Consider the following 25,291-nt stretch of genomic DNA (forward strand, 5'->3'; position numbering starts at 1 on the left):
CCCCCGGGGCCGACAGCGCCGCCGCGGGCGCGCGCCCCGCCCCCGCCGGGCCCCCCGCCGCCCGGGGCCCGGCGGCCCGTCCGGGCGCGGGCGGCCGCGGCCCGGCCCGCGCGGGGGCCCGGCGCGCGGGCACCGGGTCGGGGGCGGGGGGTGCCTGTGCTGCCTGTGCCGGCCATGGCGGGGTACCTCCGGGCTCGCGCGGACGCGCTGGGTCGCCCTCCCAGGGAAGGCGAGTCCCCGCCGCCCGGCGCGGTGGATTCCGCCGGGAAGCCGGGGAAGCCACCCGTGCGGGTGACGGGGCGGCGCCCGGGCGGCCCGGCCGGCGGCAGCAGGGCCGGACGGGCATCGGAGACCCGTAGGGCGTCGGGAGACCGGACGGGCGTCGCGGCGGCGGACGGGCGTAGTGGGGGCGGACGGGCGTAGTGGGGGCGGACGGGCGTCGCGGGGGCGGACACCGGTTCGGGGCGCGCCGGGGCCCGGGGTGAACGGCGCGGGATTCGCCGCCGCCGTCTTCCCAAGCGGAGGTGTGACGCGCAACACTCTCCGGAGTCGTACCACCCGCAACGCCGCGGAGGTGAGGGCGAGTTATGTCCCTGCACGACGATCTACGAGCGGCCCAGCGCTGCCTCGACGAGCTGGGACGGACCGTGGCCCGGCTGGAGGGGCAGGTCGGCGGGGGCCCCGACATCCGCCGGGTGCGCTCGGACACCGACCATCTGCGCGAGAGCCTGGCGCTGCTGCGGGAGAGCGTGCCCGACGCGCTGCCGGTGAAGCCCCGTGAGGACGTGATCGTCATCCCGGACGCGCCGTACGACGCCACCCTGTGGGCGGACGCCGAGGACGAGGGCCTCGGTACGCGCCACGGCAAGGCGCCCTGACGCCACCGCGCGGGTCCCACCGCCGGCACGGACCCGCCCCGGCCCCGGCCCCCGGGAGCGGCCCCCGCCGCGCGTGGCGCGGGACGGCCCCGCTCCCCGGGCGGCTCCCGGTCCCGGCGCGGCTCCCGGTCTCCGGGCATCGGGCCCGGGGAGGCCGGACCCGGCCCCCGGCCGCGTTCCCCCGGCGACCGGGCCCCGGGTCCCGGGCCGCGAGCCACCCGGCCCCGCCCGCCCCGCAGCGGCCCGTCCGCCAGGCCGTCCCGGTGGCCGGACCGCCCGGGGCCTCCCCGGCCGAGCCGTCCCCCTCCCCCGGCCCCTCCCGTTCCCTCAGCCATCCGTCCCACCCCGGAGCCCCTTGTGACCACTGGCACCGATCCGGACCCCACCGCTTCCGGACCCTCCGGCACCTCTGGCGCCCCACCGGAGCCGCGCGCCGCGCGCCGGGGTGTCGCCTCGCCGCCACGCGCCGCCATCGGCGCGGCGCATCTGCGGACCGACCGCTGGTGGCTCTCCCCGGCCGCGACCGCCGCCGGGCTGCTCGCCTTCGTCGTCTACTCCACCTGGCGGGCCTTCTCCGGCGCCGACTACTACGCGGCCCCCTACGTCTCGCCGTTCTACTCGCCCTGCCTGGCGGAGAACTGCGTCCCGATGAAGGCCGGGCCGAACTGGGCGCTGTTCGGTGACTGGTGGCTGCTGTCACCGGCGCTGATCATCCTGGTGTTCCCGCTGGGCTTCCGGCTGACCTGCTACTACTACCGCAAGGCGTACTACCGCGGCTTCTGGGCCTCGCCCCCGGCCTGCGCGGTCGCCGAGCCGCACCGCCGGTACACCGGGGAGACCCGCTTCCCGCTGGTCCTCCAGAACCTCCACCGCTACTTCTTCTACCCGGCGGTGCTGGTCGCCTCGGTGCTGACCTACGACACCCTGCTCGGCTTCCGGGACGAGAACTACGCCTGGGGCCACATGGGGCTCGGCACGGTGATCCTGCTCGTCAACGTGGTGCTGATCTGGCTCTACACCCTCTCCTGCCACTCCTGCCGGCACATCGTCGGCGGCCGGCTGAAGCATTTCTCCCGCCATCCGGTGCGCTACCGGCTCTGGGGCTGGGTCAGCCGGCTCAACGCCCACCACATGGCGCTCGCCTGGGCCTCGCTGCTGAGCGTCGCCCTCGCCGACCTGTACGTGTATCTGCTCGCCACCGGCGTCTTCGACGACCCGAAGCTGTTCTGAGAGGGAAACCACACCGTGATGAGGCAGCAACCCGAGCGGCAGGCGTGGGACGTGGTCGTGGTCGGCGCCGGGGGCGCCGGGCTGCGCGCCGCCATCGAGGCGCGGGAACGGGGCGCCCGCACCGCCGTCGTCTGCAAGTCCCTGTTCGGCAAGGCCCACACGGTGATGGCCGAGGGCGGCATCGCCGCCAGCATGGGCAACGTCAACCAGGGTGACAACTGGCAGGTCCACTTCCGCGACACGATGCGCGGCGGCAAGTTCCTCAACGACTGGCGGATGGCCGAGCTGCACGCCCAGGAGGCCCCGGACCGGGTCTGGGAGCTGGAGACCTGGGGCGCCCTCTTCGACCGCACCGCCGACGGCCGCATCTCACAGCGGAACTTCGGCGGCCACGAGTACCCGCGCCTCGCGCACGTCGGCGACCGCACGGGCCTGGAGCTGATCCGCACCCTCCAGCAGAAGATCGTCGCCCTCCAGCAGGAGGACTTCCGCGAGTTCGGCGACCACGAGGCGCGGCTGAAGATCTTCCAGGAGTGCACCGTCACCCGCGTCCTCACCGAGCCCGGTCCGCCCGGTACCGCCGGCCCGTCCGGCCCACCGCCGGCCGACGGTCGCGGCAAGGTGGACGAGACCGACGAGACCGACGGGACCGACGAGACGGGCGGGGTGGAGGAGCCGTCCGGTGGCCGGGTGTCCGGCGTCTTCGGCTACGAGCGCGAGTCCGGCCGGTTCTTCGTCCTCCAGGCGCCGTCCGTGGTGCTGGCGACCGGTGGCATCGGCAAGTCGTTCAAGGTGACCTCCAACTCCTGGGAGTACACCGGCGACGGGCACGCGCTGGCGCTGCTCGCCGGCGCCCGGCTGACCAACATGGAGTTCGTCCAGTTCCACCCCACGGGCATGGTCTGGCCGCCGTCGGTGAAGGGCATCCTCGTCACCGAGTCCGTCCGCGGCGACGGCGGGGTGCTCCGCAACAGTGACGGCAAGCGGTTCATGTTCGACTACGTCCCCGACGTCTTCAAGGAGAAGTACGCGCAGACGGAGGAGGAGGGTGACCGCTGGTACGAGGACCCGGACCACAACCGCCGCCCGCCCGAGCTGCTCCCCCGTGACGAGGTGGCGCGCGCCATCAACGCCGAGGTCAAGGCCGGCCGGGGCTCCCCGCACGGCGGGGTCTTCCTCGACGTCTCCACCCGCGTCCCCGCGGAGACGATCCGCCGCCGGCTGCCGTCGATGTACCACCAGTTCAAGGAGCTGGCGGATGTGGACATCACGGCCGAGCCGATGGAGGTCGGCCCGACCTGCCACTACGTGATGGGCGGTGTCTGGGTGGACCCGGACACCGCGCGGGCCCGCGGGGTCGGTGGGCTCTACGCGGCCGGCGAGGTCGCCGGCGGCATGCACGGCTCCAACCGGCTGGGCGGCAACTCCCTCTCCGACCTGCTGGTCTTCGGCCGCCGGGCCGGGCTGCACGCGGCGCGGCACGCGCTCGCGGTCCCCGACGGCGAGCGCCCCGAGGTCGCGGGGGCGGACGTGGAGGCGGCCGTGGCGGAAGCCCTGCGGCCCTTCGGCACCGCCACCCCGGCCACGGCAGCGGACACGGCATCCGCCACGGCGTCGGCAGCGGCAGCGGGCGGCGGCGTGACCGGGCCGGCCGCGCCGGAGAACCCGTACGCCCTCCACCAGGAACTCCAGCAGACCATGAACGACCTCGTCGGCATCATCCGGCGGGGCCCGGAGATGACCGACGCGCTCGGGCGGCTGGCCGGGCTGCGGGAACGCGCCCGGCGGGCGCTGGTCGAGGGGCACCGGCAGTTCAACCCGGGCTGGCATCTCGCCCTGGACCTGCGGAACATGCTGCTGGTCAGCGAGTGCGTGGCCCGGGCCGCGCTGGAGCGGGAGGAGAGCCGCGGCGGCCACACCCGCGAGGACCGGCCGCGGATGGAACGGGACTGGCGGCGGGTCAACCTGCTGTGCCGGCTCGCCACCCCCGCCGCCGCGGGGAGCGCCCCCGGCACGTCCGGCGCCACGCCCGGTGCCGGTGCGGGTGCCGGTGCCGGTGCCGGTGCCGGTGCCGCGATCGAGCTCGTCCGCCACACACCACCCCCCATCCGCAGCGATCTGCTGGCCCTCTTCGAGAAGGACGAACTGGGCAAGTACCTCTCCGAGGAGGAAATCTTCCAGTGACCCACACAGCGCACTTCAAGGTGTGGCGGGGCGACGCCACCGGCGGCGGCCTGGCCGACTACGAGGTGGAGGTGAACGAGGGCGAGGTGGTCCTCGACATCATCCACCGGCTCCAGGCCACGCGCGCGCCGGACCTGGCGGTCCGCTGGAACTGCAAGGCGGGCAAGTGCGGTTCGTGCAGCGCCGAGATCAACGGTCGGCCCCGGCTGCTGTGCATGACCCGGATGTCGGTCTTCGACCCGGCGGAGACGGTCACCGTCACCCCGCTGCGCGCCTTCCCCGTGGTGCGGGACCTGGTGACGGACGTGTCGTTCAACTACGCCAAGGCCCGTGACGTCCCCGCGTTCGTACCGCCGCCGGGGCTGAAGCCCGGGGAGTACCGGATGGCGCAGGAGGACGTGAACCGCCCGCAGGAGTTCCGGAAGTGCATCGAGTGCTTCCTCTGCCAGGACGTCTGCCATGTGGTCCGCGACCACGAGGAGAACAAGCCCGCCTTCGCCGGGCCGCGTTTCCTCATGCGCGTCGCCGAGCTGGACATGCATCCGCTGGACGCGGCGGCGGAGACGGGTCTGGACCGCAAGACGGCCGCGCAGCGGGACCACGGCCTCGGCTACTGCAACATCACCAAGTGCTGCACCGAGGTCTGCCCCGAGTCCATCAAGATCACCGACAATGCCCTGATCCCCATGAAGGAGCGGGTGGCCGACCGCCGCTACGACCCGCTGGTCTGGCTGGGCTCGAAGATCCGCCGCCGCGGGCACTGAGCGGGCCGGCACGCGGGGCCGCCGTCGGCCGGCGCCGGGCAGCCGGGTCCCTCAGCGGAGACCTCCCCCCGCGCGCGGACCCCCGCGGCCGAGGGGCGCGCGATGTCAGTAGAGGCTGAGCAGCGCCTCCACCGGGTCGGCGCCCGGCGCGTCCCCGTCGGGCAGCGCGAGTTCGAACCAGACGGTCTTGCCGCGCGGGGTACGCCGGCTGCCCCAGCCGCTGCTGAGCAACCCGACGAGCTGGAGGCCGCGGCCGCCCTCGTCGGTGGCGCGGGCCCGGCGCCGCCGGGGCTGCACCAGTCCGCCGTCCCACACCTCGCAGACCAGGGTGCGGTCGAGCAGCAGCCGGAGCCGTATCTCGCCCTCGCCGTAGCGCAGGGCGTTGGTCACCAGCTCGCTGACGAGCAGTTCGGTGGTGTCGACCAGGGCCTCCAGGCCCCAGGCCACCACCTGTTCCCGGGCCAGTTCCCGGGCGCGGGAGACCGACTGGGGTTCGCGCTCCAGCCGCCAGTCGCCGACGGACTCGGCCGGCAGCCCCTGCACCCGGGCCATCAGCAGGGCGGTGTCGTCCTCGCCGTGCCGGGTGTGCAGGGTGCCGAGCACGTGGTCCGCGATGTCCTCCAGCGCCCGGCTCTGGTCGGCGAGCGCGGCGCGGAACGCGCTCAGCCCCTCGTCCAGCGGGTGGTCGCGGGACTCCACCAGGCCGTCGGTGTAGAGGGCGAGCAGCGCGCCGTCCGGGAGCTCGACCTCGACCTCCTCGAAGGGCTCCCCGCCGACGCCCAGCGGCATCCCGGTGGGGACCTCCATCATCAGCGCCGGCTCCCCGGGCTCCACGAGGACGGGCGGCAGATGACCGGCGTTGGCGAAGGTGCAACGCCGGGTGACCGGGTCGTACACGGCGTAGACGCAGGTGGCGAGGTAGACCTCGGAAAGGTCGTCGGGCTCGGAGCCGCGGGATCCCCCCTGGGGGGCGTGGGTCCCGGCCGGGGCGGCCAGGCCGCGGGCTATCTCGTCCAGATGGGAGAGGACCTCGGCCGGTTCCACGTCCAGCATCGCCAGGGTGCGGACGGCGGTGCGCAGTTCGCCCATGGCGACGGCGGCGCGCAGCCCGCGGCCCATGACGTCGCCGACGACGAGCGCGGTGCGGTGACCGGGCAGTTCGATGACGTCGAACCAGTCGCCGCCCACCTCGGTCGCGGTGGAACCGGGCAGATAGCGGCAGGCGATGTCGAGGCCCGCTGCCTCCGGGTCCCCGGGCGGGAGCAGGCTGCGCTGGAGGATCAGCGCCCGCTCGTGCTCCCGGCGGTAGAGGCGGGCGTTGTCGATGCAGACGGCCGCGCGGGCGGCGAGTTCGGCGGCGAGCGCCGTGTCCCGTTCACCGAACGGCTCGCTGCCCTTGGTCCGGGAGAAGCGGGCCAGACCGACCACGGTGTCGTGCGCGATCATCGGCACGGCCAGGGTGGACTGCACGATCGCGGCGAGGTCCGGGCGGTCGTCGCTCCCCCAGCCGGGCACGACCTGGGGCCGCCCGGTGCGCAGCGCGTCGGCGAGCGGTGAGTCGAAGGGATAGCGGTGCACGGCGCCGACCCGGACCGGCGCGCTCGCGCCGCTGCCCGTCGCGTCCCCGCCGTACTCCCCGTCGTCGGAGAGGGTCATGGGGGCGCCGGAGACGGCGCTGGCGAAGGCGACCCGGCGCATCTCGGCGCTGCCGTCGGCCAGCCCGGGGACGGGCTCACGGCCGGCGCGGACGGAGAACGGGTCGTCGTCGCGGCTGAGCAGCCCCTGGAAGAGGTCGACGGAGGCGATGTCGCAGAACTGCGGCACGGCCACCGCCAGCAGTTCGCGGGCCGTGGTCTCCAGGTCGAGGGAGTTGCCGATGCGGGTGCCGGCGGCGTTCAGCAGGGCCAGGTTGCGGCGGGCGCTGGCGGCCTCGCGCTCGGCGTTCCGCCGCCGCGTGATGTCGGTGCCGAGACCGGCCACCCCGATGGGGCGCCCGGCCGCGTTGTGCAGCCGGTAGAGGCTGAGGTTCCAGCGGCGCTGCTCCTCCTCGCCGTCGGCGAAGCCGACGAGGAAGAGGTCGGTCACGGGGTTGCCGGTCTCCAGCACGACGCGGACGGCGGCCTCCAGCCGGCCGGCCTCGGCGGGCGGCAGATAGTCGGCGGCGGAGCGGCCCCGGTGGGAGCCGGTGGTGCCGCCGAAGACGGTGGCGAACCGTTCGTTCACCCGCATGACCCGCAGGTCGGTCCCGAGGAGCAGGAAGCCCATCGGAGATTGGCCGAAAACCGCCTCCGAGACGGCGAGGTCGGTCTCGATTCCCCGGAGCACACGGACGTCCACGACGACACAGAGCGCGCCCCGCCGGCCGTCCTCGGTGTCGGTCGGCATGACGTAGACCTCGGCCAGGCCGTGCCGGCCGCCGGCCTCCGTGCGGAAGGGGACCAGGCCGACCCACTCCCGGCCGTCCATGATCTCCGAGACCCGGCCGCGACCGTGCTTCCTCAGTTCAGGGGGGAGGAACGCGTCCACCGGGTCCTTGCCGAGGGCCTCCTCGGCGGGGATGCCGAGCTGCTCGGCGGCCCGGTCGCTCCACTGGGTGATCCGGCCGTCCGGGCCGAGCGAGAAGGAGGCGACCCCGATGTAGTCGTAGATCGATCCGGGCGGGTGGCTCTGCCACACCGGCAGACCGCCGTCCTCGCCGGACGTCCCCTGCCCCGCTGGTATTCCGCTCACGCGCCCGTCCCCTCCAGCTCACCTCGTCCGGACGGCATGGGCCGAGTATCCAGCACCGACGCCATCCGGAACACGGCCTTCACGATCACAGCACGGTTTCAACTGCCTAATCGGACGTGATCAGCTGCCAGTCCTTCTCCTAACCGGAGAGCCCCAGCTCGAACCACACCGTCTTCCCCGTTTTCCCGCGACGGGCACCCCAGCGGTGCGACACACCGGCCACCAGCTGCAGTCCACGGCCGCCTTCGTCCTCGGGGGCGGCGGTCCGTGCCAGGGGCGGATCGGGAAGCGGATCGGAGACTTCGACCATCAGGGTACGGTTCCGGGTGCGTTCCATACGGACTCCGATCGGGCCGCTGGCATAGCGCAGCGAGTTGGTCACCAGCTCACTGACGAGGAGTACGGTGACGTCGCTCACGGCGTTCAGACGCCACTGCCCCAGCGTCGCCCGGGTCAGGGCGCGGGCGTTCCGCGGCGCGTCCGGTCCCGCCGGGAAGCTCCACTCCGCGACGTACACCTCCCCCGCGGGGCCACCGGACCCCGCCGCCTGCGCGGAGAGCAGGGTGTACGGGTTCACCGGCTCGGCGGGATCCGGGGAGCCGCTCACGCCGACCACTTCCCCTCACTGTCCCGGCCGCTCCCCCGGGTGCCGTCCGGGCGCCCCACCGGGGGCCGGACGGCGCGGTCCGCCACGGATGCGCAGATGCCGCCGTTTTCGCCGGCCCCGGGAGGTCCGCCCGGAATCCGCGGGCACGTCGGATACATCAGACACGTCGAGGATCGTCCTGCAAGGAGCGCATACCCGAAATCACGGTCCGAATATCACATAACTGCGGCTTCTGTGGCACGAACGGCGCACAGCCCGAGGCCGGGCCCCGCTCCTCCCGCTCCGGCGCACCTCCGCCGCGGGCGCGCCTCCGCGCACCGGCGCCCGGACCACGTCCGCTTCGGCGGGGGTCGGGGACCGCGACACGGGCCGGGGTCGGACGAGCCGGGGGTCGGACGAGCCGGGGGTCGCGGTACGGGCCGGCCGCTACGGCAGGGTCCCGGCCGGGGGCTCGCCGGTCACCGGGGGCCCGCCCGGCCCGGCCCCGCCCGCGTTCCGGTCCCCGGCCCCGCTCCGGCCCCCGTCCGCCGTCAGCAGCCGCACCACCTCGGCGAGGGCGGGGCGGTCCTCGTCCAGCCAGTCCACCTCGTCCACCTGCCCGGGCGTGAGCCAGCGCAGCGCGTCGTGGTCCTCCAGCGGCCGGGGGTCACCGGAGACCAGGCGCGCCGTCCACACCTGGAGCACATGGCGCGGCGAGAGCCGCCAGGTGCCGGGGATACGCGCCACCGGCACGGCCTCCACGCCGAGTTCCTCGCGGAGTTCGCGGACCAGCGCCTGCGGGGGCGTCTCCCCGGGCTCCACCTTGCCGCCGGGGAACTCCCACCGCCCGGCCAGCGCCGGCGGCGCGCTGCGGCGGGCGGCGAGCAGCCGTCCGCCGTCCAGCAGGGCGCCTCCGACGACGAGGCGGGACCCCGCCGGGCCGGGCGGCCGGTCGTCCAGGTGGCCGGCTGCCGAGGCCGGGCGGCCGGCATCGGCCCCGGCCGGACCCGGAACGGCCTGGCCGGGGGAGACATGAGAGCTCTCGGTCATGCCAGGACTCTACGGGTGGCGGGCCACCCGCTCGACCACGTAGAGGGGGGCGCTTCCGGGACGGTCGAGCCGGGCCGCGGCCCGCTCCGCTTCGCCGCGGGTCGGGTAGCTGCCGACGCGGTAGCGGTTGCCGTTGCCGTCCTCGCGTATCACGAGCCAGGGGCGGTCGGCGCTGCCGTCGCTCATCGCGACCCCTCCCGCGCCGGGGCGCGCACGCCGGCGTACACGGTGCCGTCCTCTGGGGAAACAACAGTCAGCATATGCCCGAGCCTACGCCCGGCCTTCACGCAGCGCATACGACTTGGCACGAAGAGGCACGCATCCGGCCAACCGTTCGAGGTTCTGAACGGCGACCGACCCGCCCGCAGAGGGGAACCGTCACCACGGGGCGCGGCCGGCCGCGACGGCGGAGGCGGCCCGTCGCCTCGCACGCGGCGGCGCCACCCCGGCGGGAGCGTACGGAAGGCGGGGCGGCTGCCGAGCGGACCGGAGACGGCCCCGGCGGAACGGCGGGGCCGCGAGGACGCGAGGACGGACGGGACCGGCCGGCCGGGGAAGGCGGCCGGGGGCGCACGGCGGGACGGCGAGCGGGGCGGAACCGCGAGCACGGCGGGGCCGAGAGCGGGGTGGGGCCGAGAGCGGGGCGGGGCCGAGAGCGGGGCGGGGCCGAGAGCGGGGCGGGCCCCGGCACGGCGGAGAAGGCCCCCGCGCCGGAGGCTCCCCGGGCGGCCGGCGCCGGAGGCGGCCCCCGGACGGCCGGTGCCGGGACCGGGTGGGCCCCGCCCGCGGCGTCAGCGGACCGGCAGGTGGTACGAGAGGCGGTAGCGGTCCGCGGGGACGATGACATCCGCCGTCTCCACCGCCCGCCCCGAGGCGTAGAACGTCCGGGAGACGACGATCACCACCCGGCCCGGCACCCCGCCCAGCAGGGCCGTCTCCCCGGCCAGGCCGGGCCGGGCGCCGACCTCCTCCTGGACGTTGTCCACGACCAGGTCGATGGCGGCCATCCGCTCCACCACCCCGCGCCCGGCCAGCGGCCCCTCCTCCGGCAGCATCACGGGGGTCCGGCCGGTGACCGCCAGCGGTTCCCAGGAGGTGACGAGCATCATCGGCTCGCCGTCGGCGCGGTGGAGGTAGCGCGTGCACATCAGCCGCGCGCCGGGGTCGAGGCCGAGGCGCCGGGCCGTCTCCGGGGTGGCCCGCTCCTGCTCGCTGCGCGACTCCCAGGTGCCACGCATCCGTTCGTCCGCCTGCTCCTGCCGGAACGGGGTGCGGTCACCGCCGGAGCGGTAGCCGGTCCGGGCGATGCGGCGGGGCTCGACGCGTTCACGCACATACGTACCGGAGCCGGACCGCCCCTCCACCAGCCCTTCGGCCATCAGCACCTTCCGCGCCTCCAGGGCCACGGTGTCGGAGACGCCGTACTCGGCGCGGATGCGGGCCTGGGAGGGGAGCCGGGTATGCGGCGCCAGGGAACCGCTGACGATCTTCTGCCGCAGGTCACCGGCGACCCGGAGATACGCCGGCTGCTCACCGAAAGTCACGTGCCCCTCCAAGGGTTGACAGTCCGCGACAGCTTGGCAACCCAAAGTTGCCACTCGCAAGTAAGGGCCAAAGATTCCCCCGAAGTGGTCGAAGCGCTCCGGTGGCAGAAACGGGCGGCAGTGGTGTGCCGTGCGGCGCGCATGCGCCCCCTGCGCCGGAGCGCGCACGGGGCGAGCGGCCCCGCGAGGAGGTCACGGGGCGGGCCGGGAACGGGCGTCGCGGACTCCGGCGGGCCCCCGAGCCGTCCATCCGCCGGCGGGCCCCACCCCGGCCACCCCGCCCCAGCCCCGCCCCCAGAGCCGCGACCGTGCCCGGCGCCGATCCCGGGCCCGACGGACGGGAATCCGGCGCGACGTGACCGAGAACGCCCGGCGCAACCGGGGAACCACCGGGCGGCCGGGAAACTCGGAACGGCCCCGCACCCGGCAGTCCCTGTGGGGGGATCAGCTGATAAAATACCGGGATGGCGGTTTCTGAATCGGAGAATTCGGCCGTGCGGGCACCGGCCCACACCCCGGCCCACGCGGCGGCGCCCCTGGCGCAGCCCACCGCGCCGTTCGCCGTGAAGCAGCAACGCGCGCTCCGCACCCGGCAGGCGCTCATCTCCTCCGCGGCGCACGCGTTCGAGGAGCACGGATACACCCGGGCGAGCCTGGCGGACATCAGCGCCGGCGCCGGCGTCAGCCGCGGCGCCCTCGGTCACCACTTCCAGGACAAGGCCGCGGTGGCCGCCACCGTGGAGGCCGTGGCGGCCGGCCGGTTGCGGGAGATCGCCACGGCGGCCCGGCGCTCGGACGCGAACCCCCTGCGGAAGCTGGCGTCCGCCTCCCTGGCCGTGGTCGAGCAGCTCCGCCGGGACGTCGTGATCCGGGCGGGCCTGCGGCTCGCCGGTGACCCGTCGTTCGCGAGCCGGACGGATCTCTACCAGGAGTGGGAGCGGTGCGTGGCGGGGCTCCTGGCGGAGGCCGCGGACGCCGGCCTGCTGACCGGGGATCCGGCGCTGCGGCGGGTCGCGCTCGCCACGATCACCGCGGCGAGCCGCGGATTCGTGACGCTGGGACACGAGGACCCGGACTGGCTGGACCCGCAGCTCCACGTCCACTTCTGGGACCTGATGCTGACCGGCCTGACCATCCCGCGGCCCCCGTCCGTCCCCCGGAGCAGGGCCGCGGCCGGGCCGTCGGGCCGGTAACGGGCGCCGAAGGCAGGTCCCGGATCGGGCGCCGGATCGGGTTGGCGGCGGCGCGACGGCCGTTCAGCCGGTGCGGACGGCCTTCCCGGCCTCCGTGCGTTCCCCGGATGCCGTGCGTTCCCCGGCCTCCGCCGGTTCCGTGGCATCCGGCCCCCGTGTGGCTTCCGCCGCCTCACCCGCCCGCGCCTCGGCCAGCACCCGCGCGCCGCGGTCCGGGGCCATGTCGAGGGAGACCAGCACCCCCGGTACCGCCACGCTCGGCATGATGTGCTGGTAGAGGGCGGACGCCTCCCGGCACAGCTCCGCGCGGGCGTCGAGCACCTGGTTCATGAGGTTGATCCCCGCGTAGGCGCCGACGACCAGCCGGGCCGTCTCCAGCGGGACCACGTGCGGCAGCAGTTCACCCCGCTCCCGCGCCTCCGTCAGCAGCGACAGCGAGACCTCCGTCCACTGCCGGTAGGGGCCGGAGCGGTCGAGGTCGTAGGAGTTGTGCTCGAAGGTCAGCCGGACGCTGCCGCGCAGCAGCGGATCGTAGACCAGGCGGTGGGCGAAGACGAGGCCGAGATCCACGAACTCCTGCGCCCTGCTGGACTGCGGGACGCGGGGCGGGGCCTCCTCGATCTGGGCCTGGAGCACCGCGAGCGCGAGCTCCTTCTTGGAGGCGAAGTGGAAGTAGAGCGCGCCCTTCGTGACCCGGGCCCGGTCCAGGATCTCGGTGAGCTTGGCGGCGCCGTACCCCCGCTCCTCGAACACACCGGCGGCGGCGAGCAGGATGGTCTGCCGAGTGCGTACAGCACGGTCCTGCTTCGGCACAGCACACCCTCACGATCCCCGCGGCCTCCACCGGGCCGCGTGGCCCGGCAACTGACCGGCATTCTAAACCGCGAAGTCCGTATGTATCGGCGGAACCGGGAGACCCACCGGGACGGACGGGGCTCCCGGCCCCGGTGCCGCCGGGCGCCCCGGGGGCGGGACACGGGCGGGACACCGGGTCAGGGGCGCCGGAGCCGGGGCGCCGGAGCCGGGCGGGCTCCCCCGGGAGCCCGCCCGCGGCCCCGGCCTCCCGGGCCGGCGAGCAGGGGCCGGCGAGGGCTCGGGCCGGCAGGTCGCTGGGGCCGGTCGCCGGTCGCCGGTCGCCGGTCGCCGGTCAGACGATCGTGAAGCCACCGTCCACGGGCAGGGTGGCCCCGGTGACGAAACCGGCCCGGTCGCTGCAGAGCCAGGCCGCGGCCTCCGCGACCTCCTCGGGTTCCGCCGTGCGCGGCTGCGGGGTCGCCTGGTGCAGCGCCTCCTCCAGACCGGGGTTCGCGGCGAACCACTCCGTCACGATCTCCGTGCGCGTCGTGCCGGGCGCCAGGGCGTTGACCCGGATGCCCTGGCCCGCGTACTCGGCGGCGGCCGCCTTGGTGAGGCCGATCACCGCGTGCTTGGACGCCACGTAGGGCGCCGCGACGGGGGTGGCCAGCAGTCCGCCGACGCTGCTGGTGTTGACGACGGCGCCGCCCCGGCCCGAGGCCAGCATCGCCGTGATCTCCGCGCGCAGGCAGTTCCACGTCCCGCGGACGTTGACGTCCATGATCTCGTCGTAGAGCTCGTCCGCCATCTCGTGCAGCGGTGACCGGCCCGCGCCGTAACCGGCGTTGTTGAAGGCGGCGTCCAGCCGCCCGAACTGGTCCACGGCGCGGCGCACGGCCCGGGTGACGTCCTCCCGGCGGGCCACGTCGCACACCGCGTACTCCACCTCGGCGCCCTCCGCGCGCAACTCCCCGGCCAGGGCCTTGAGCCGGTCCTCACGGCGGGCGGCGAGCACGACGCGGGCGCCCTCACGGGTGAAGACCCGGGCCGCCGCCGCGCCGATGCCACTGCTGGCACCGGTGATCAGCGCGGTCTTGTCCTTGAGCAGCGGGGTGTGGTGTGAGGTCATCTCTCCGGCGTCCTTCCGGGGTCGCGGGCGGTGGGTCCCTCGGTTCGGCGGGTCCGTTCGGGTTCGGCGGGTCGGTGAGTCTCCTGGATCGGCGCCCGGCACTTCCGCGGCCCGGCGCCGCGGAAGTGCCGGGCGCACGTCCCGCCCCGTCCGGTGGGCGAGGCGCCCGGAGGAAGAGGGCGCCGGGGTTCGGGGATTCGGGGCAGGTCCGGGCTGTCGGGGCGGGTAGGGCTCGGGGCGGGGTCCGGATGCGGGGCCGGGGGTCAGGGCCGGGGGCGCCAGAGCGTGCCGGCCGCGGCCTCGCGGTCCACGGTGCGCAGCAGCTCCTCGTCGATCGCGGCGAGCGAGTTCACCAGGTGGCGGACGCCCGCCGCGCGCATCGCGGCGGCCTGGAAGCCATGTGCGAAGCCGCCGGGGTGGCCGATGAAGGCGGCGCCGAGGTCCCTGGCGGCCTCCGCCACCCTGGCCACGTCGTCGACGAAGAGAGCCTGGTCCACGGCGAGCCCGAAGACCTCGCAGGTGATCTCCCGGATGCCGGGGCGGAAGTCGTTGGTGCAGACGTAGCGCGGCCCGTCGAAGCGGTCCGCCAGATCGCCGAGGTGGCGGTCGAAGTGGTCCTTCGGCAGGCCCCCGTAGCACACCGTCCGCAGGCCGAGGGAGCGCAGCCGGCGGAGCAGTTCCGCGGCCCCGGGCTCGACGCGTACGGGGTGCTCCGCGAGGTAGGCGTCCCGCTCCCGGAAGTAGGCGGCGAGGACGTCCCGGACGGGCTGGTCCAGCCCGGCCGCGCGGCCCAGTGCCGCGGCCGCCAGGTGCTGGGGCTGGGAGAAGATCTCCCGTTCCGTCGCGGCCGTGTACGTGCCGCCCCGCCGGGTGACGAAGCGGTGGATGACGGGGCTGAAGGTGTCGTTGAGCAGGACGCCGTCGATGTTCACGGCCGCCAGCCGCAACTGCCGCAGTGGGTGGGCGGGCCGGGCTTCCGCCCCCTCCGCCGGGCCCGCGCGCTCCGGCCGGGCCCTCCCGTCCGGGGGCCGCTGCCGCTCCGTCCGTTCCCGGCCGGACCACCGCTGATCCGGTGGTTCCGGCTCGCCCGACTGCCGCACTGGGACCCCCTGGTGACAGGCGCACGGGACGGCCGAAGGCGCGCCGTCCCACCGACCGGCCGGATACGGAATCAGGGATTCCGCGGCACGGAGGCACCCGTGAGTGCCGCCGGACCGACCGGCCGGGACGGAAACATACCGGACCACCCGTCTGTTTGAACACCCGTTCCCCATGCGTACCGCTCACCGGACGGCCCGTCAACTTCCCGCGCCCGCCTGTCAAGACGCTTCCGCGCCAGGAATCGGGCAGGTCGCGCCCCGCTCCCCCCGGCGAACGGACCACGCCGGGGCGCACCACGAGAACCCCCGGATCAGCGGCTCTCCCCCGGAAAGATCACGCCCTCACCGGCCGGAGCGGGCGGCACCCTTGAAGAGCAAACCGTTCAGTACGTATCTTCTTTCGTACGTGAGTTTGAGTTACGCACGAGCAACGCGAGACGCACGACCTCCCATGAGGGACCCACCGGGCCCCCTGCGGCCCCTGCGCACCGTCCTTGTCCAGCGGAACTCACCCGGGGAGCCCATGATTCAGAGCGCCTTGGACCACACGGAAGGCCCGGCCGCCGCGCCGGGCCCCGGCCACGACGGAACCGGCCCCCGCCTCACGACGACGGTGCCCCGCGAGTACGTCCACCGGGCCTCCGTCGCGGAGGTCTTCCTCACCGACTGGACCCCGCTCCGCGACGGCCGGTGTTCCGTCCTGGCCGAATGGCCCCGCAGCCACGCCTTCTTCACCCCGATCGAGCGCGCGTTCCACGATCCCCTGCTGGTGGCCGAGACCGTGCGGCAGGCAGGGGCCCTGCTGGCGCACGCCGCGTTCGGCGTACCGCTGGACCACAAGTTCCTGATGTGGGAGCTGCGTTACTCGGCCCGGCCCGAGGGCCTGCGCATGGGCCCGGCGCCGGCCTCCCTCGAACTCGCCATCACCTGCACCGAGATCGGTGAACGCGCCGGGCGGCTCACCGGCCTGCGGTACGAGGCGGAGATCCGCCGGGACGGCGAGACCGTCGCCACCGGCGGCGCCCACTACACCTGCGTCCCGCCCAAGATCTACGCGCGGCTGCGGGCCCGGCGGCAGGCCCCGCCGGACGCGGGGACGGACGCGGGGACGGACGCGGGGACGGACGCCCCGGCCGGGCCGGTCAGCCCGGGCCGGGTCGGCCGCACCTCGGGGTTCGACGTGGTCCTCGGCCCCGGCGACGCGCCCGGCCGCTGGCAGCTCCGGGCGGACCCGGCGCACCCGGTCCTCTTCGACCACCCCGTCGACCACATCCCCGGCATGGTCCTGCTGGAGGCCGCCCGGCAGGCGGCCCACGCCCTCGACCCCGGCGCCGGTCCCCTGCTGGTGACCGGTGTGGAGAGCGCTTACCACCGCTACGCGGAGTTCGACCGCCCGTGCCGGATCGAGGCCCGGGACGTCCCGGGGGCCGACGGCACCCTCCGCGTCACGGCCCACCAGGACGGTGAACCCGTCTTCACCGGCACCGTCACCACCCGGCCCGTCCCCCGTGACGCCGTCCGCGACTCCGCGGGGTGACCGGCCCGCCGGTCACTCCCAGACGACGACGTTGCGCCGGACCGGCACCGACCCCGCCACCCCGGCGAACAGATCGGGCGAGTGGGCGCGGATCCGCTCGATGTCGTCGAAGACCGCGCGCAGATGCGCGCGCATGGCCCGCCGGGCCAGCGGGACGTCCCCACCGGTCACGGCGTCGAAGATCTCCGTGTGCTGGGCCGCGAACCCGGCGGGTGACGCGTTCTCGTGCAGCCCGAGCCGGCGGGCCCGGTCCAGATGCCCCTTGGCGGCGGCGACGGTCGTCCAGACGTTGCCGTGGCCGCTCAGCCGCATCAGGCCCTGGTGAAACGCCTCGTCCAGGGCGAAGAACTCCTCGAGGCCCAGGTCGGGGCGCTGCTGCTCGCGCAGGTTGGCGCGGAGTTCCCCGACGGTCTCCTGGTCGAGCGCGGCCGGCAGGTCCTCCAGCGCGGCGAGCTCCACCGCCTCCCGCAGGAACTGCGCGTCGGCGACCTGCGCCGGATCCACCCGGGAGACGAACGAGCCGATCTTCGGGAAGACCTGCACCAGCCCCTCCTGGGCGAGCAGTATCAGGCTCTCCCGTACCGGGGTGCGGCTCACGCCGAGGGACGCGGCGAGCTCGTTCTCCGACAGGGCGGAGCCCGGGGGGAGTTCGAGCGTGAGCACCATCTGGCGGAGCTTCAGGTAGATCGCACGCCGGCTCGTCCGCCGCCGGTTCGGTTGGGCCATGCCGTCATCGTACCGGCGGGTACTCCCCCGGCGGCCGCCCCCCGGCCGTCTTCCCGGCCGTCCCGCCCGCCACTCGCGGCCTCGGCCGGCCCCCGCGCCGGGCAGCGGAAACAGTCCCGCACACCCCTTGTCAACCTGCACGACAAGTGCTTGTATACAAGCCGTCCGCGACAGGCCGCTCCGGCCGTCCGGACAGCAGAAGGCGCCGGCCGGGCCCGGCACCCCCCACCACCGCAGTCCTCAAGGAGAGCCACCTGTGACCAGGATCGAGCGTGTCGACGTCCTCGTCGCCTCACCCGGGCGTACGTTCGTCACCCTGCGTATCACCACCTCCGACGGTGTGACCGGGCTCGGCGACGCCACACTCAACGGCCGCGAGCTGGCGGTGGCCTCCTACCTCCGGGATCACGTGGCGCCGCTGCTGATCGGCCGCGACCCGGCACGCATCGAGGACACCTGGCAGTACCTGTACCGCGGCGCCTACTGGCGGCGCGGCCCGGTCACGATGACGGCGATCGCCGCCGTGGACACCGCCCTGTGGGACATCAAGGGGAAGACCGCGGGCCTGCCCGTCTACGAGCTGCTGGGCGGCCGGTCCCGGGACGGCGTCCTGGTGTACTCGCACGCCAGCGGCTCCGACGTGCCCGAGCTCCTGGACGACGTCGAGCGCTTCCTGGACCTCGGCTACCGCGCCGTCCGGGCCCAGGCCGCGGTCCCCGGTGTCGGCGGCACCTACGGCGTCCGCAAGGGCAAGGTCTACGAGCCCGCCGCCACGGACCTCCCCGACGAGCAGCCCTGGGACACCGAGGCGTACCTGCGTTTCGCCCCCGGTTACCTCGCCGAGGTGCGGGAGCGGTTCGGCTTCGGCTTCCACCTGCTGCACGACGTGCACCACCGGCTCTCCCCGATCGAGGCGGCCAGGTTCGGCAAGAGCGTCGAGGACTGCGCCCTGTTCTGGATGGAGGACCCCACCCCGGCGGAGAACCAGGAGGCGTTCCGCCTCATACGCCGGCACACGACGACACCGATCGCGACCGGCGAGGTCCTCAACTCGATCTGGGACGTCAAGGACCTCATCACCGAACAGCTCATCGACTACGTCCGCACCACCGTCGTCCACGCCGGCGGCATCACCCATCTGCGCCGGATCTTCGACCTGGCCGCCCTCTACCAGGTGCGGACCGGCTCCCACGGGGCGACGGACCTCTCCCCCGTCAGCATGGCCGCGGCCGTGCACCTGGACCTCACCGTGCCGAACTTCGGCATCCAGGAGCACATGGGCCACCCCGACGAGGCCGCCGAGGTCTTCCGCACCGGGGTCACCTTCGCCGACGGCATGCTCCACCCCTCCGACGCGCCGGGTCTCGGCGTGGAGTACGACGACCGGGCCGCCGAGCGCTACCCCTACCAGCAGCGCTATCTGCCGGTGGCGCGCCGGCTCGACGGGTCGGTGCACGACTGGTGAGCACCGCCGGATCCCCCTCGCGCGGCCTGCCGGGCCCACCGGACCCGCCGGCCCTGCTGAACCGTGCCGCGCTGGCCGGGCTCCCGCCCGCCCAGCGACCCGCGGCCGACCCCGCCCAGCTGCGGACGCGCGTCCTCCACTTCGGCCTCGGCGCCTTCCACCGGGCGCACCAGGCGGTCTACACGGAGAACGCCGCCGCGGCCTCGGGCGAGCCGTGGGGCATCACGGCGGTGGCGCCCCGTTCGGTGGCGACGGTACGGGCGCTGCGGGCGCAGGACTGTCTGTACTCGCTCACCGAACGGCACCCGGACGGCGACGCCACGCGCGTGGTGGGCTCGGTGATCGGCGCCCTGGCCCTGGGGCCGGACGCCGAAGCCGTGGACGCCCTGCTCGCCGGCCCGGAGGTGACGGTGGTGACCCTGACGGTCACGGAGAAGGGCTACCACCGTGCCCCGCACGGCGGCCTCGATCTCTCCGCGCCGGAGGTGGCCGCGGATCTCGCGGCCCCCCGGGGAGCCCCCCTGACCACGGTGATCGGCCGGCTCGCCACCGGCCTGGCGGGCCGGATGCGGCGCGGCGCCCCGCCCGTCTCCGTCGTCTCCTGCGACAACATGGCCGGCAACGGCGCGGCCCTCCGCCGGGTCGTGCGCGACTTCGTCCGCGCCTCCGCCTGGCCGGACCGCGACCGGATCCTGGACCGGATGGCCACGGCGGTGGCCTTCCCCGACACCGTCGTCGACCGGATCGTCCCCGCCACCGGCCCGGTCACCGACGGGCAGGTCCTGCCGGGACTGCCGGGCGTGCGGGACGCGCTGCCGGTGGCGGGCGAGCCCTACCGGAGCTGGGTGCTGGAGGACGCGTTCGCCGGTCCCCGCCCGCCCTGGGAGCGGGACGGCGCCCTGTTCGTCCCCGATGTCGCCCCCTACCAGCTCACCAAGCTCCGGCTGCTCAACGGCTCCCACTCGGCGCTGGCCTACCTCGGCCGGGCCGCGGGGCTCGCCACCGTCGACGCCGCCATGGCGGCCGGCTGGGGCGAGCGCCTGGTCCGGGCCCTGTGCTCGGAGGTCGCCCCCACCCTCCCCACGGGCGGCCCCGACCCCGGCGGATACGCGGACGACCTGGTCACCCGCTTCCGCAACCCCGCGATACGCCATCCGCTGCGGCAGATCGGCTCCGACGGATCGCTGAAGATCCCCGAGCGGTGGCTGCCCGCCCTGCGCACCCTGCGCGAGCGGGGCGCCACCGCGCCCGTCCTCACCCTCGCCCTCGCCGCCTGGGCGAACGAGACCCGACCGGATCCCGGCCGGCCGCGACCCGGCCACCGGGACCCCGACCTCACCGATCCCGCGGCCCCCACCCTCACGGCCTGCTGGGCCCCCTCCCTCTCCCCCATCGAGTCGGTCCGCGCCCTCCTGCGCGCCCTCGGCGCGCCGGACCTGGCCGAGGACGACGGTCTCACCACCGCCGTCGCGGAGCGCCTCCCCGCCCTCCGGGCCGGACACGTGGAGATCTGATCCCACGGCACCGGCCCTCGCGCTCTCCCCCGCACCACCGGAACCACGGAGTTCACCATGCAGCACGACACCACCACGGCACAGGCGCCGCGCCCCGCGCAGCGCTCCACCCGTGACCTCACCAGAGCCGCCGTCTCCGGCTGGCTCGGCACGGCCATGGAGTTCATGGACTTCCAGCTCTACTCGCTGGCCGCCGCCATCGTCTTCAACAAGATCTTCTTCCCGGACGTCTCCCCCGCCATCGGCCTGATCGCCGCCATGGCCACCTACGGCGTCGGCTACGTCGCCCGTCTCGTCGGCGCCGTCTACTTCGGGCGGATGGGCGACCGGATCGGCCGGAAGAAGGTCCTCTACCTCACCATCCTGCTGATGGGCGCCTCCACCACGCTCATCGGCGCGCTCCCCACCTACGCGCAGATCGGCCTGCTCGCCCCGATCCTGCTGGTCGCCCTCCGCCTGGTGCAGGGCTTCGGCGCCGGCGCGGAGATCGCCGGGGCGACGGTGATGCTCGCCGAGTACGCCCCGGTCAAGCGGCGCGGGCTGGTCGCCTCGCTGGTGTCGCTCGGCACCAACTCCGGCACGCTGGCCGCCTCGGGTCTGTGGGCCCTCCTGCTCGCCGTGCTCAGCGAGGAGCAGCTGCTCTCCTGGGGCTGGCGGATCCCGTTCCTGCTCAGCTTCGTCCTGATGATCTTCGCCGCCTGGATGCGCCGCGGCCTCAAGGAGAGCCCGGTCTTCGAGGAGCGCCCCGACGTGGTGGACGGCGTCGCCATGACCCGCAGCGAGGTGGAGTCCACCGTCGCCGCCGGGGAGACCCGGCACGCCGGCGTCCTGGAGGCGGGCATCCGCCAGCGCAAGGGCAAGGCGTTCTTCCTGGCGCTCGGCCTCCGCTTCGGCCAGGCCGGCAACTCCGGCCTGGTGCAGACGTTCCTCGTCGGCTACATCGCCACCAACCTCGCCCTCGACCGGGCCGTCCCCACCGACGCCATCCTCTACGGCTCGCTGCTGGGCTTCCTGACGGTGCCCCTGGTCGGCTTCCTGGGCGACCGGTTCGGCCGGCGCGTGATCTACATGGTGCTGACGCTGCTGACCATGGCCATCTCCTTCCCCGTCATGTTCCTCGTCACCTCCGGCTCGACCCCGGCCCTCATGCTCGGCATGGTCCTCGCCCTGAACATCGGCGTCCTGGGACTGTTCTCGCTGGAGAGCGTGACCATGGCGGAACTCTTCGGCTCCCGCACCCGCTTCACGCAGCTCGCGCTCGCCAAGGAGATCGGCGGGGTGCTCGCCACGGCGATCGGCCCGGTCCTCGCGGCCACCCTGACCGCCGTCACCGGAAGCTGGTGGCCCATCGCGGCGATGCTCGTCGTCTACTCGGCCATCACCCTCGTCAGCGCCTGGCTCGCCCCCGAGACCCGGGGCCGCGACCTGGTCCGGCTGGAGGACGCGGTATGAGGGCCGTCACCGTGCACGGCCCCGGCGACCTGCGCATCGACCGGCGGGAGACCCCCGTCCCCGGACCCGGCGAGGTACTGCTGGCCCTGGAGTGGGGCGGAATCTGCGGCTCCGACATCGCCTACTGGCGGAACGGCGCCTCCGGCACGGCCACCCTGCGCCACCCGCTGGTCCTCGGCCACGAGGTCGCGGGCCGGGTCGCGGCGCTCGGCGACGGGGTGACCGGCCTGGACGTGGGCCGGCCGGTCACCGTCCACCCCGCCCGGCCGGTGGGCGAGGTGGCGCTGCCGGAGCGGATCGCCGGCCGCACCAACCTGCACCCGCAGGTGCGCTACTTCGGCTCCGCCGCCTTCGATCCGCACACCGACGGCGGGTTCAGCGAGTACCGGACGGTGCCCGCGGACCAGATCCGGCCGCTGCCGGAGGGCGTCGGCACCGAACGGGGCGCGCTGGCCGAGCCACTGGCCGTCGCCCTGCACGCGGTGGGCCGGGTCCCGGCCCTCCAGGGCAGGACGGTGCTGGTCAACGGCGCCGGGCCGATCGGCTCGCTGCTCGTGGCCGCCGCGAAACACCGGGGCGCCGGCACCGTCGTCGCCGCCGATCTCACCGACTCCTCCCTCGCCGTCGCCCGGGCCATGGGCGCCGACGAGACCCGGGACCTCTCCCGGGGCGAGGCCCTGCCCGAGGACGTGGAGGTGGTGTTCGAGGCGTCCGGGGCGCCGGCCGCGCTCGGCGGGGTGCTCCGGGCGGCGGCCCGCGGCGGCACCGTCGTCCAGGTCGGGAACCTGCCCGGCACCCCGGTCACCGCCGTCCTCGGCGACCTGGTGACCAGGGAACTCACCTGGATCGGCTCCTACCGGTTCGTGGACGAGATCGACGACGCCCTGCACGCCCTCCGCGACGGGCTGGACGTCTCCCCCGTGATAACCCACCGCTTCCCGCTGGAGCGGGCCGCGGAGGCACTGGCCGTCGCGGCCGACCCGGGGAGCGGCAGCAGCAAGGTGATGCTGCGGCTGTCGGAGCCGGCGACGGCCGCCTGACCGCGGCGCTCCGGGCGCGTGGTGTCCCCCGACGCCGCGCGCCCGGGGCGGCGGGCCTGCGGGGCGCCGGGTTTCCGGGCCGCCGGGCCGACGCCGGCTTACGGGCCTCCGTCGGCTTGCGGTCCCGGGGCCCCGGGCCTCGTTCCCCTGCCGGTCACTCCCGGTGCCGTCCCCGGCATCATCGTCGTCGTCAGATCCCCGTTCCCGCCTCCGCCCCCGACCCGTCCCCCACCGTCCCAGGAGAGTTCTCGTGCCGGAGCCCCGCGTCCCCCGGGAGACCGACAGCGCGTCCGCGACCGCCCCCGCGCCCAGGGGCGCTGCCCCGTCCCCGCCCGGCGCCGGGGCGGAGACCGGCGGGAGCCGGGCCGACGCGATACCCAGCTCCCCGGTCACGGCCCCGGCCGCCCCGGCCGGCGACCCGTCCGGCACCCCGCCCACGGGCCCGGACGTGGTCTGCGTCGGCGAGACCATGGTCATGTTCCGCCCGGACGGGGCGGGACCGCTCGCGGGGCAGTCCGCGGTGCGGCTCTCCGTCGGCGGCGCCGAGTCCAACGTGGCCTGTGCCCTCGTGGGGCTCGGGCACCGCGCCGCCTGGCTCGGCCGGGTCGGCGACGATCCGTTCGGCCACCGGGTCCTGGCCGACCTCGCCGGGCGCGGGGTCGACGTGAGCGGCGCCGTGACCGACCCGGAACGGCCCACCGGGATCTACTTCAAGGACCCCGGTTCCGGATCGACCCGCACCCACTACTACCGCGCCGGATCGGCCGCCACCGCCCTGGGCCCCGAACTGGCCCGGCTGCCCGCCGTGCGGGGCGCCCGCGTCGTCCATCTGTCGGGCATCTCGGCGGCGCTCTCGGACACCTGCGCCGCCCTCCTCGACGCCCTGACCGTCCGGCGCGCGGCGGGGCGGGACCCCGGCCCGCTCATCTCCTTCGACGTGAACCATCGCCCGGCACTCTGGCGGGGCGGCACCGCCGAGGCGGCGGAGCGGCTGCTGATACCGGCGCGCGCCGCGGATCTGGTGTTCGTCGGGCGGGACGAGGCGGAGGCGCTGTGGGGCACCGCCCGCCCGGAGGAGGTGGCGGCGCTGCTCGGCCCCCACCCGGTCGTCGTCGTGAAGGACGCGGAACACGGGGCCACCTCCTGGACGGCTTCGCCGTCCAGGACAGGGAGGACGGCTTCACCGTCCGGGACAGCGAGGGTGGCGGAGCTGACCGGGACAGCGAGGACGGCGGAGCCACCGGAGGCGTCCGGGGCGTCCGGGGCGTCCGGCCCGGACCGGGTCCGGACCTTCGTCCCGGCCCTGCCCACGGACGTGGTCGAACCGGTCGGCGCGGGCGACGCGTTCGCCGCCGGTTACCTGGCCGGACTGCTGGAAGGCCGGGACGAACGCGCGCGGCTGCGCCTCGGCCACCTCGCCGCCCGGGCCGCGCTGCGCACGGCGGACGACGTGCCGGCGATGCCCGCCCGCGCGGAGACCGACCCGATGCTCGCCCTGACCGAGACCGCCTGGCCGGGCTGACCGGCCGTCCCCCGCCCGGCCGGGCCACCGGCCACCCGCCACCGTCCGCCGGCCGCCGGCCACCCGCAGAACGCCGCCCCCGCAGAACCAAGGAGTCCCCCATGAGCAGCACCGGCTTTCTCTCCGCCCTGGCGGAGGACCGGGTCATCGCCGTCGTCCGGGCACCCGAGATCCCCGACGCGGCCGCCCTGTGCGACGCGCTGCGCGCCGGGGGCATCCGCTGGATCGAGTTCACCCGCACGACGCCCGGCCTCGCCGCCCATCTGCGGCGCGCGGTGGCCGGCGCGGAACCCGGCGAGGCGGAGCGGGTCGGCGCGGGCACGGTGATGACCGGCGAGCAGGCCCGCGAGCTGATCGACGCCGGCGCCCGCTACCTCGTCACCCCCGGCTGCCGCCCGGCCGTCGCCCGGGTCGCCTCGGAGGCCGGTGTGCCGGTCGTGATGGGCGCGCTGACCCCGACGGAGGTGGGCACGGCACTCGACCTGGACGCGGCGGCCGTGAAGATCTTCCCCGCGCGTGCCCACGGACCGCGGTACTTCCGTGACCTCGCGGGCCCCTTCCCCGGGGTCCCGCTGGTGGCCTCCGGCGGGGTCAACGCGGAGAACGCGGCGGACTTCCTGGCCGCGGGGGCCCACGCGGTCTGCGCCGGCTCGGAGGTCGTCCCGCCCGCGGTGGTGGCGGCCGGTGACTGGCCGGAGATCACCCGCCGGGCCCGGCACTTCACGGCGGCGGTGGCACGGCCGGCGGAGGGCTGACGGGCCGGGGCCGCCTGACGGGCCGGCGGCCCGGAGCGGCGGCCGTCGCGGAGCCGGTGGCCGGTACCCGGTGGGACGCGCTGCCGCCACCGGGTAC

At 75.2% G+C, this 25,291-nt stretch carries 21 protein-coding genes; 12 read left to right on the plus strand and 9 right to left on the minus strand.

The genetic code is table 11. The annotated features are described in order from the left end of the window. Positions 1 to 587 precede the first annotated feature (587 nt). From HCK00_RS07790 to HCK00_RS07810, 4 genes are all read left to right on the plus strand, one after another. Positions 588 to 878 carry an Rv0250c family protein gene (locus tag HCK00_RS07790; RefSeq protein ID WP_168101071.1) on the plus strand — a complete coding sequence of 97 codons (291 nt, stop codon included), beginning with the start codon at positions 588 to 590 and terminating at the stop codon, positions 876 to 878. A gap of 357 nt (positions 879 to 1,235) precedes the next feature. Next, positions 1,236 to 2,108 carry a succinate dehydrogenase subunit SdhC gene (gene sdhC / locus HCK00_RS07800; RefSeq protein WP_168101072.1) on the plus strand — a complete coding sequence of 291 codons (873 nt, stop codon included), beginning with the start codon at positions 1,236 to 1,238 and terminating at the stop codon, positions 2,106 to 2,108. Positions 2,109 to 2,126: 18 nt separating this feature from the next. Beyond that, complete coding sequence (locus tag HCK00_RS07805; protein WP_168101073.1) at positions 2,127 to 4,292, plus strand: fumarate reductase/succinate dehydrogenase flavoprotein subunit; 2,166 nt, start codon at positions 2,127 to 2,129, stop codon at positions 4,290 to 4,292. Then, positions 4,289 to 5,056, plus strand: coding sequence for a succinate dehydrogenase/fumarate reductase iron-sulfur subunit (locus HCK00_RS07810; RefSeq protein ID WP_168101074.1), 768 nt, complete (start codon positions 4,289 to 4,291; stop codon positions 5,054 to 5,056). Before HCK00_RS07805 ends, HCK00_RS07810 begins: the two co-directional genes overlap by 4 nt. Before the next feature lie 105 nt (positions 5,057 to 5,161). Here HCK00_RS07810 and HCK00_RS07815 read toward each other — a convergent pair whose 3' ends face one another. From HCK00_RS07815 to HCK00_RS07835, 5 genes are all read right to left on the minus strand, one after another. Then, complete coding sequence (locus HCK00_RS07815; protein ID WP_375781937.1) at positions 5,162 to 7,777, minus strand: SpoIIE family protein phosphatase; 2,616 nt, start codon at positions 7,775 to 7,777, stop codon at positions 5,162 to 5,164. A gap of 148 nt (positions 7,778 to 7,925) precedes the next feature. Further along, entirely contained in the window at positions 7,926 to 8,348 is a 423-nt protein-coding gene (locus tag HCK00_RS07820; RefSeq protein WP_206320086.1) for an ATP-binding protein, read from the minus strand. A 471-nt stretch (positions 8,349 to 8,819) separates the two neighbouring features. Next, positions 8,820 to 9,332 carry a (deoxy)nucleoside triphosphate pyrophosphohydrolase gene (locus HCK00_RS07825; RefSeq protein WP_240965391.1) on the minus strand — a complete coding sequence of 171 codons (513 nt, stop codon included), beginning with the start codon at positions 9,330 to 9,332 and terminating at the stop codon, positions 8,820 to 8,822. A gap of 99 nt (positions 9,333 to 9,431) precedes the next feature. Continuing rightward, positions 9,432 to 9,608 carry an SPOR domain-containing protein gene (locus HCK00_RS07830; protein ID WP_168101076.1) on the minus strand — a complete coding sequence of 59 codons (177 nt, stop codon included), beginning with the start codon at positions 9,606 to 9,608 and terminating at the stop codon, positions 9,432 to 9,434. A 605-nt stretch (positions 9,609 to 10,213) separates the two neighbouring features. Beyond that, on the minus strand, positions 10,214 to 10,966 hold the full coding sequence (locus HCK00_RS07835; protein ID WP_168101077.1) for a GntR family transcriptional regulator: 753 nt from the start codon (positions 10,964 to 10,966) through the stop codon (positions 10,214 to 10,216). Positions 10,967 to 11,430: 464 nt separating this feature from the next. Between HCK00_RS07835 and HCK00_RS07840 the strand changes: the two genes are divergently transcribed. Further along, positions 11,431 to 12,159, plus strand: coding sequence for a TetR family transcriptional regulator (locus HCK00_RS07840; protein ID WP_168101078.1), 729 nt, complete (start codon positions 11,431 to 11,433; stop codon positions 12,157 to 12,159). A gap of 63 nt (positions 12,160 to 12,222) precedes the next feature. Here the strand turns inward: HCK00_RS07840 and HCK00_RS07845 are convergent, their stop codons facing one another. The 3 genes from HCK00_RS07845 to HCK00_RS07855 all read right to left on the minus strand — a co-directional run bounded on the left by HCK00_RS07845 (position 12,223) and on the right by HCK00_RS07855 (position 15,015). Further along, positions 12,223 to 12,972, minus strand: a complete 750-nt coding sequence (locus tag HCK00_RS07845) for a ScbR family autoregulator-binding transcription factor (RefSeq protein WP_168101079.1) — start codon at positions 12,970 to 12,972, stop codon at positions 12,223 to 12,225. A 334-nt stretch (positions 12,973 to 13,306) separates the two neighbouring features. Continuing rightward, positions 13,307 to 14,083: an SDR family NAD(P)-dependent oxidoreductase gene (locus HCK00_RS07850; RefSeq protein WP_168101080.1), complete on the minus strand. Its 777-nt coding sequence runs from the start codon at positions 14,081 to 14,083 to the stop codon at positions 13,307 to 13,309. 263 nt (positions 14,084 to 14,346) lie between these two features. Further along, entirely contained in the window at positions 14,347 to 15,015 is a 669-nt protein-coding gene (locus HCK00_RS07855) for an HAD family phosphatase (RefSeq protein ID WP_311765199.1), read from the minus strand. 706 nt (positions 15,016 to 15,721) lie between these two features. Here HCK00_RS07855 and HCK00_RS07860 point away from each other — a divergent pair. Then, on the plus strand, positions 15,722 to 16,720 hold the full coding sequence (locus tag HCK00_RS07860) for a ScbA/BarX family gamma-butyrolactone biosynthesis protein (protein ID WP_240965366.1): 999 nt from the start codon (positions 15,722 to 15,724) through the stop codon (positions 16,718 to 16,720). A 12-nt stretch (positions 16,721 to 16,732) separates the two neighbouring features. On the opposite strand, the gene HCK00_RS28140 is transcribed toward HCK00_RS07860, so the two are convergent. Beyond that, a complete protein-coding gene (locus HCK00_RS28140; RefSeq protein WP_168101082.1) occupies positions 16,733 to 17,446 on the minus strand; it encodes a GntR family transcriptional regulator in 714 nt (237 codons plus the stop codon). A gap of 256 nt (positions 17,447 to 17,702) precedes the next feature. On the opposite strand from HCK00_RS28140, the gene manD reads away from it, so the two are divergent. The 6 genes from manD (at position 17,703) to HCK00_RS07895 (ending at position 25,194) form a co-directional block, all read left to right on the plus strand. Further along, positions 17,703 to 18,911 carry a D-mannonate dehydratase ManD gene (gene manD / locus HCK00_RS07870; protein ID WP_168101083.1) on the plus strand — a complete coding sequence of 403 codons (1,209 nt, stop codon included), beginning with the start codon at positions 17,703 to 17,705 and terminating at the stop codon, positions 18,909 to 18,911. Beyond that, entirely contained in the window at positions 18,908 to 20,425 is a 1,518-nt protein-coding gene (locus tag HCK00_RS07875) for a mannitol dehydrogenase family protein (RefSeq protein ID WP_311765200.1), read from the plus strand. The genes manD and HCK00_RS07875 overlap by 4 nt, the downstream gene beginning before the upstream one ends. Positions 20,426 to 20,482: 57 nt before the next feature. Next, positions 20,483 to 21,877, plus strand: coding sequence for an MFS transporter (locus tag HCK00_RS07880; RefSeq protein ID WP_168101084.1), 1,395 nt, complete (start codon positions 20,483 to 20,485; stop codon positions 21,875 to 21,877). Beyond that, on the plus strand, positions 21,874 to 22,917 hold the full coding sequence (locus HCK00_RS07885) for an L-idonate 5-dehydrogenase (protein ID WP_168101085.1): 1,044 nt from the start codon (positions 21,874 to 21,876) through the stop codon (positions 22,915 to 22,917). The genes HCK00_RS07880 and HCK00_RS07885 overlap by 4 nt, the downstream gene beginning before the upstream one ends. Before the next feature lie 250 nt (positions 22,918 to 23,167). Beyond that, complete coding sequence (locus HCK00_RS07890; protein ID WP_311765201.1) at positions 23,168 to 24,439, plus strand: sugar kinase; 1,272 nt, start codon at positions 23,168 to 23,170, stop codon at positions 24,437 to 24,439. Positions 24,440 to 24,540: 101 nt separating this feature from the next. Further along, complete coding sequence (locus HCK00_RS07895; RefSeq protein WP_168101086.1) at positions 24,541 to 25,194, plus strand: bifunctional 4-hydroxy-2-oxoglutarate aldolase/2-dehydro-3-deoxy-phosphogluconate aldolase; 654 nt, start codon at positions 24,541 to 24,543, stop codon at positions 25,192 to 25,194. Positions 25,195 to 25,291: the final 97 nt, after the last annotated feature.

Source organism: Streptomyces zingiberis (assembly GCF_012034935.1).
GTDB lineage: Bacteria > Actinomycetota > Actinomycetes > Streptomycetales > Streptomycetaceae > Streptomyces > Streptomyces zingiberis.

What these genes read in the sequence shown, in the direction of transcription:
- HCK00_RS07790 (WP_168101071.1), top strand. Translation starts at nt 588, where the DNA reads ATGTCCCTGCACGACGATCTACGAGCGGCCCAGCGCTGCCTCGACGAG.
- HCK00_RS07805 (WP_168101073.1), top strand. Translation starts at nt 2,127, where the DNA reads ATGAGGCAGCAACCCGAGCGGCAGGCGTGGGACGTGGTCGTGGTCGGC.
- HCK00_RS07830 (WP_168101076.1), bottom strand. Translation starts at nt 9,608, where the DNA reads ATGAGCGACGGCAGCGCCGACCGCCCCTGGCTCGTGATACGCGAGGAC.
- HCK00_RS07840 (WP_168101078.1), top strand. Translation starts at nt 11,431, where the DNA reads ATGGCGGTTTCTGAATCGGAGAATTCGGCCGTGCGGGCACCGGCCCAC.
- HCK00_RS07850 (WP_168101080.1), bottom strand. Translation starts at nt 14,083, where the DNA reads ATGACCTCACACCACACCCCGCTGCTCAAGGACAAGACCGCGCTGATC.
- HCK00_RS28140 (WP_168101082.1), bottom strand. Translation starts at nt 17,446, where the DNA reads ATGGCCCAACCGAACCGGCGGCGGACGAGCCGGCGTGCGATCTACCTG.
- HCK00_RS07880 (WP_168101084.1), top strand. Translation starts at nt 20,483, where the DNA reads ATGCAGCACGACACCACCACGGCACAGGCGCCGCGCCCCGCGCAGCGC.
- HCK00_RS07885 (WP_168101085.1), top strand. Translation starts at nt 21,874, where the DNA reads ATGAGGGCCGTCACCGTGCACGGCCCCGGCGACCTGCGCATCGACCGG.
- HCK00_RS07895 (WP_168101086.1), top strand. Translation starts at nt 24,541, where the DNA reads ATGAGCAGCACCGGCTTTCTCTCCGCCCTGGCGGAGGACCGGGTCATC.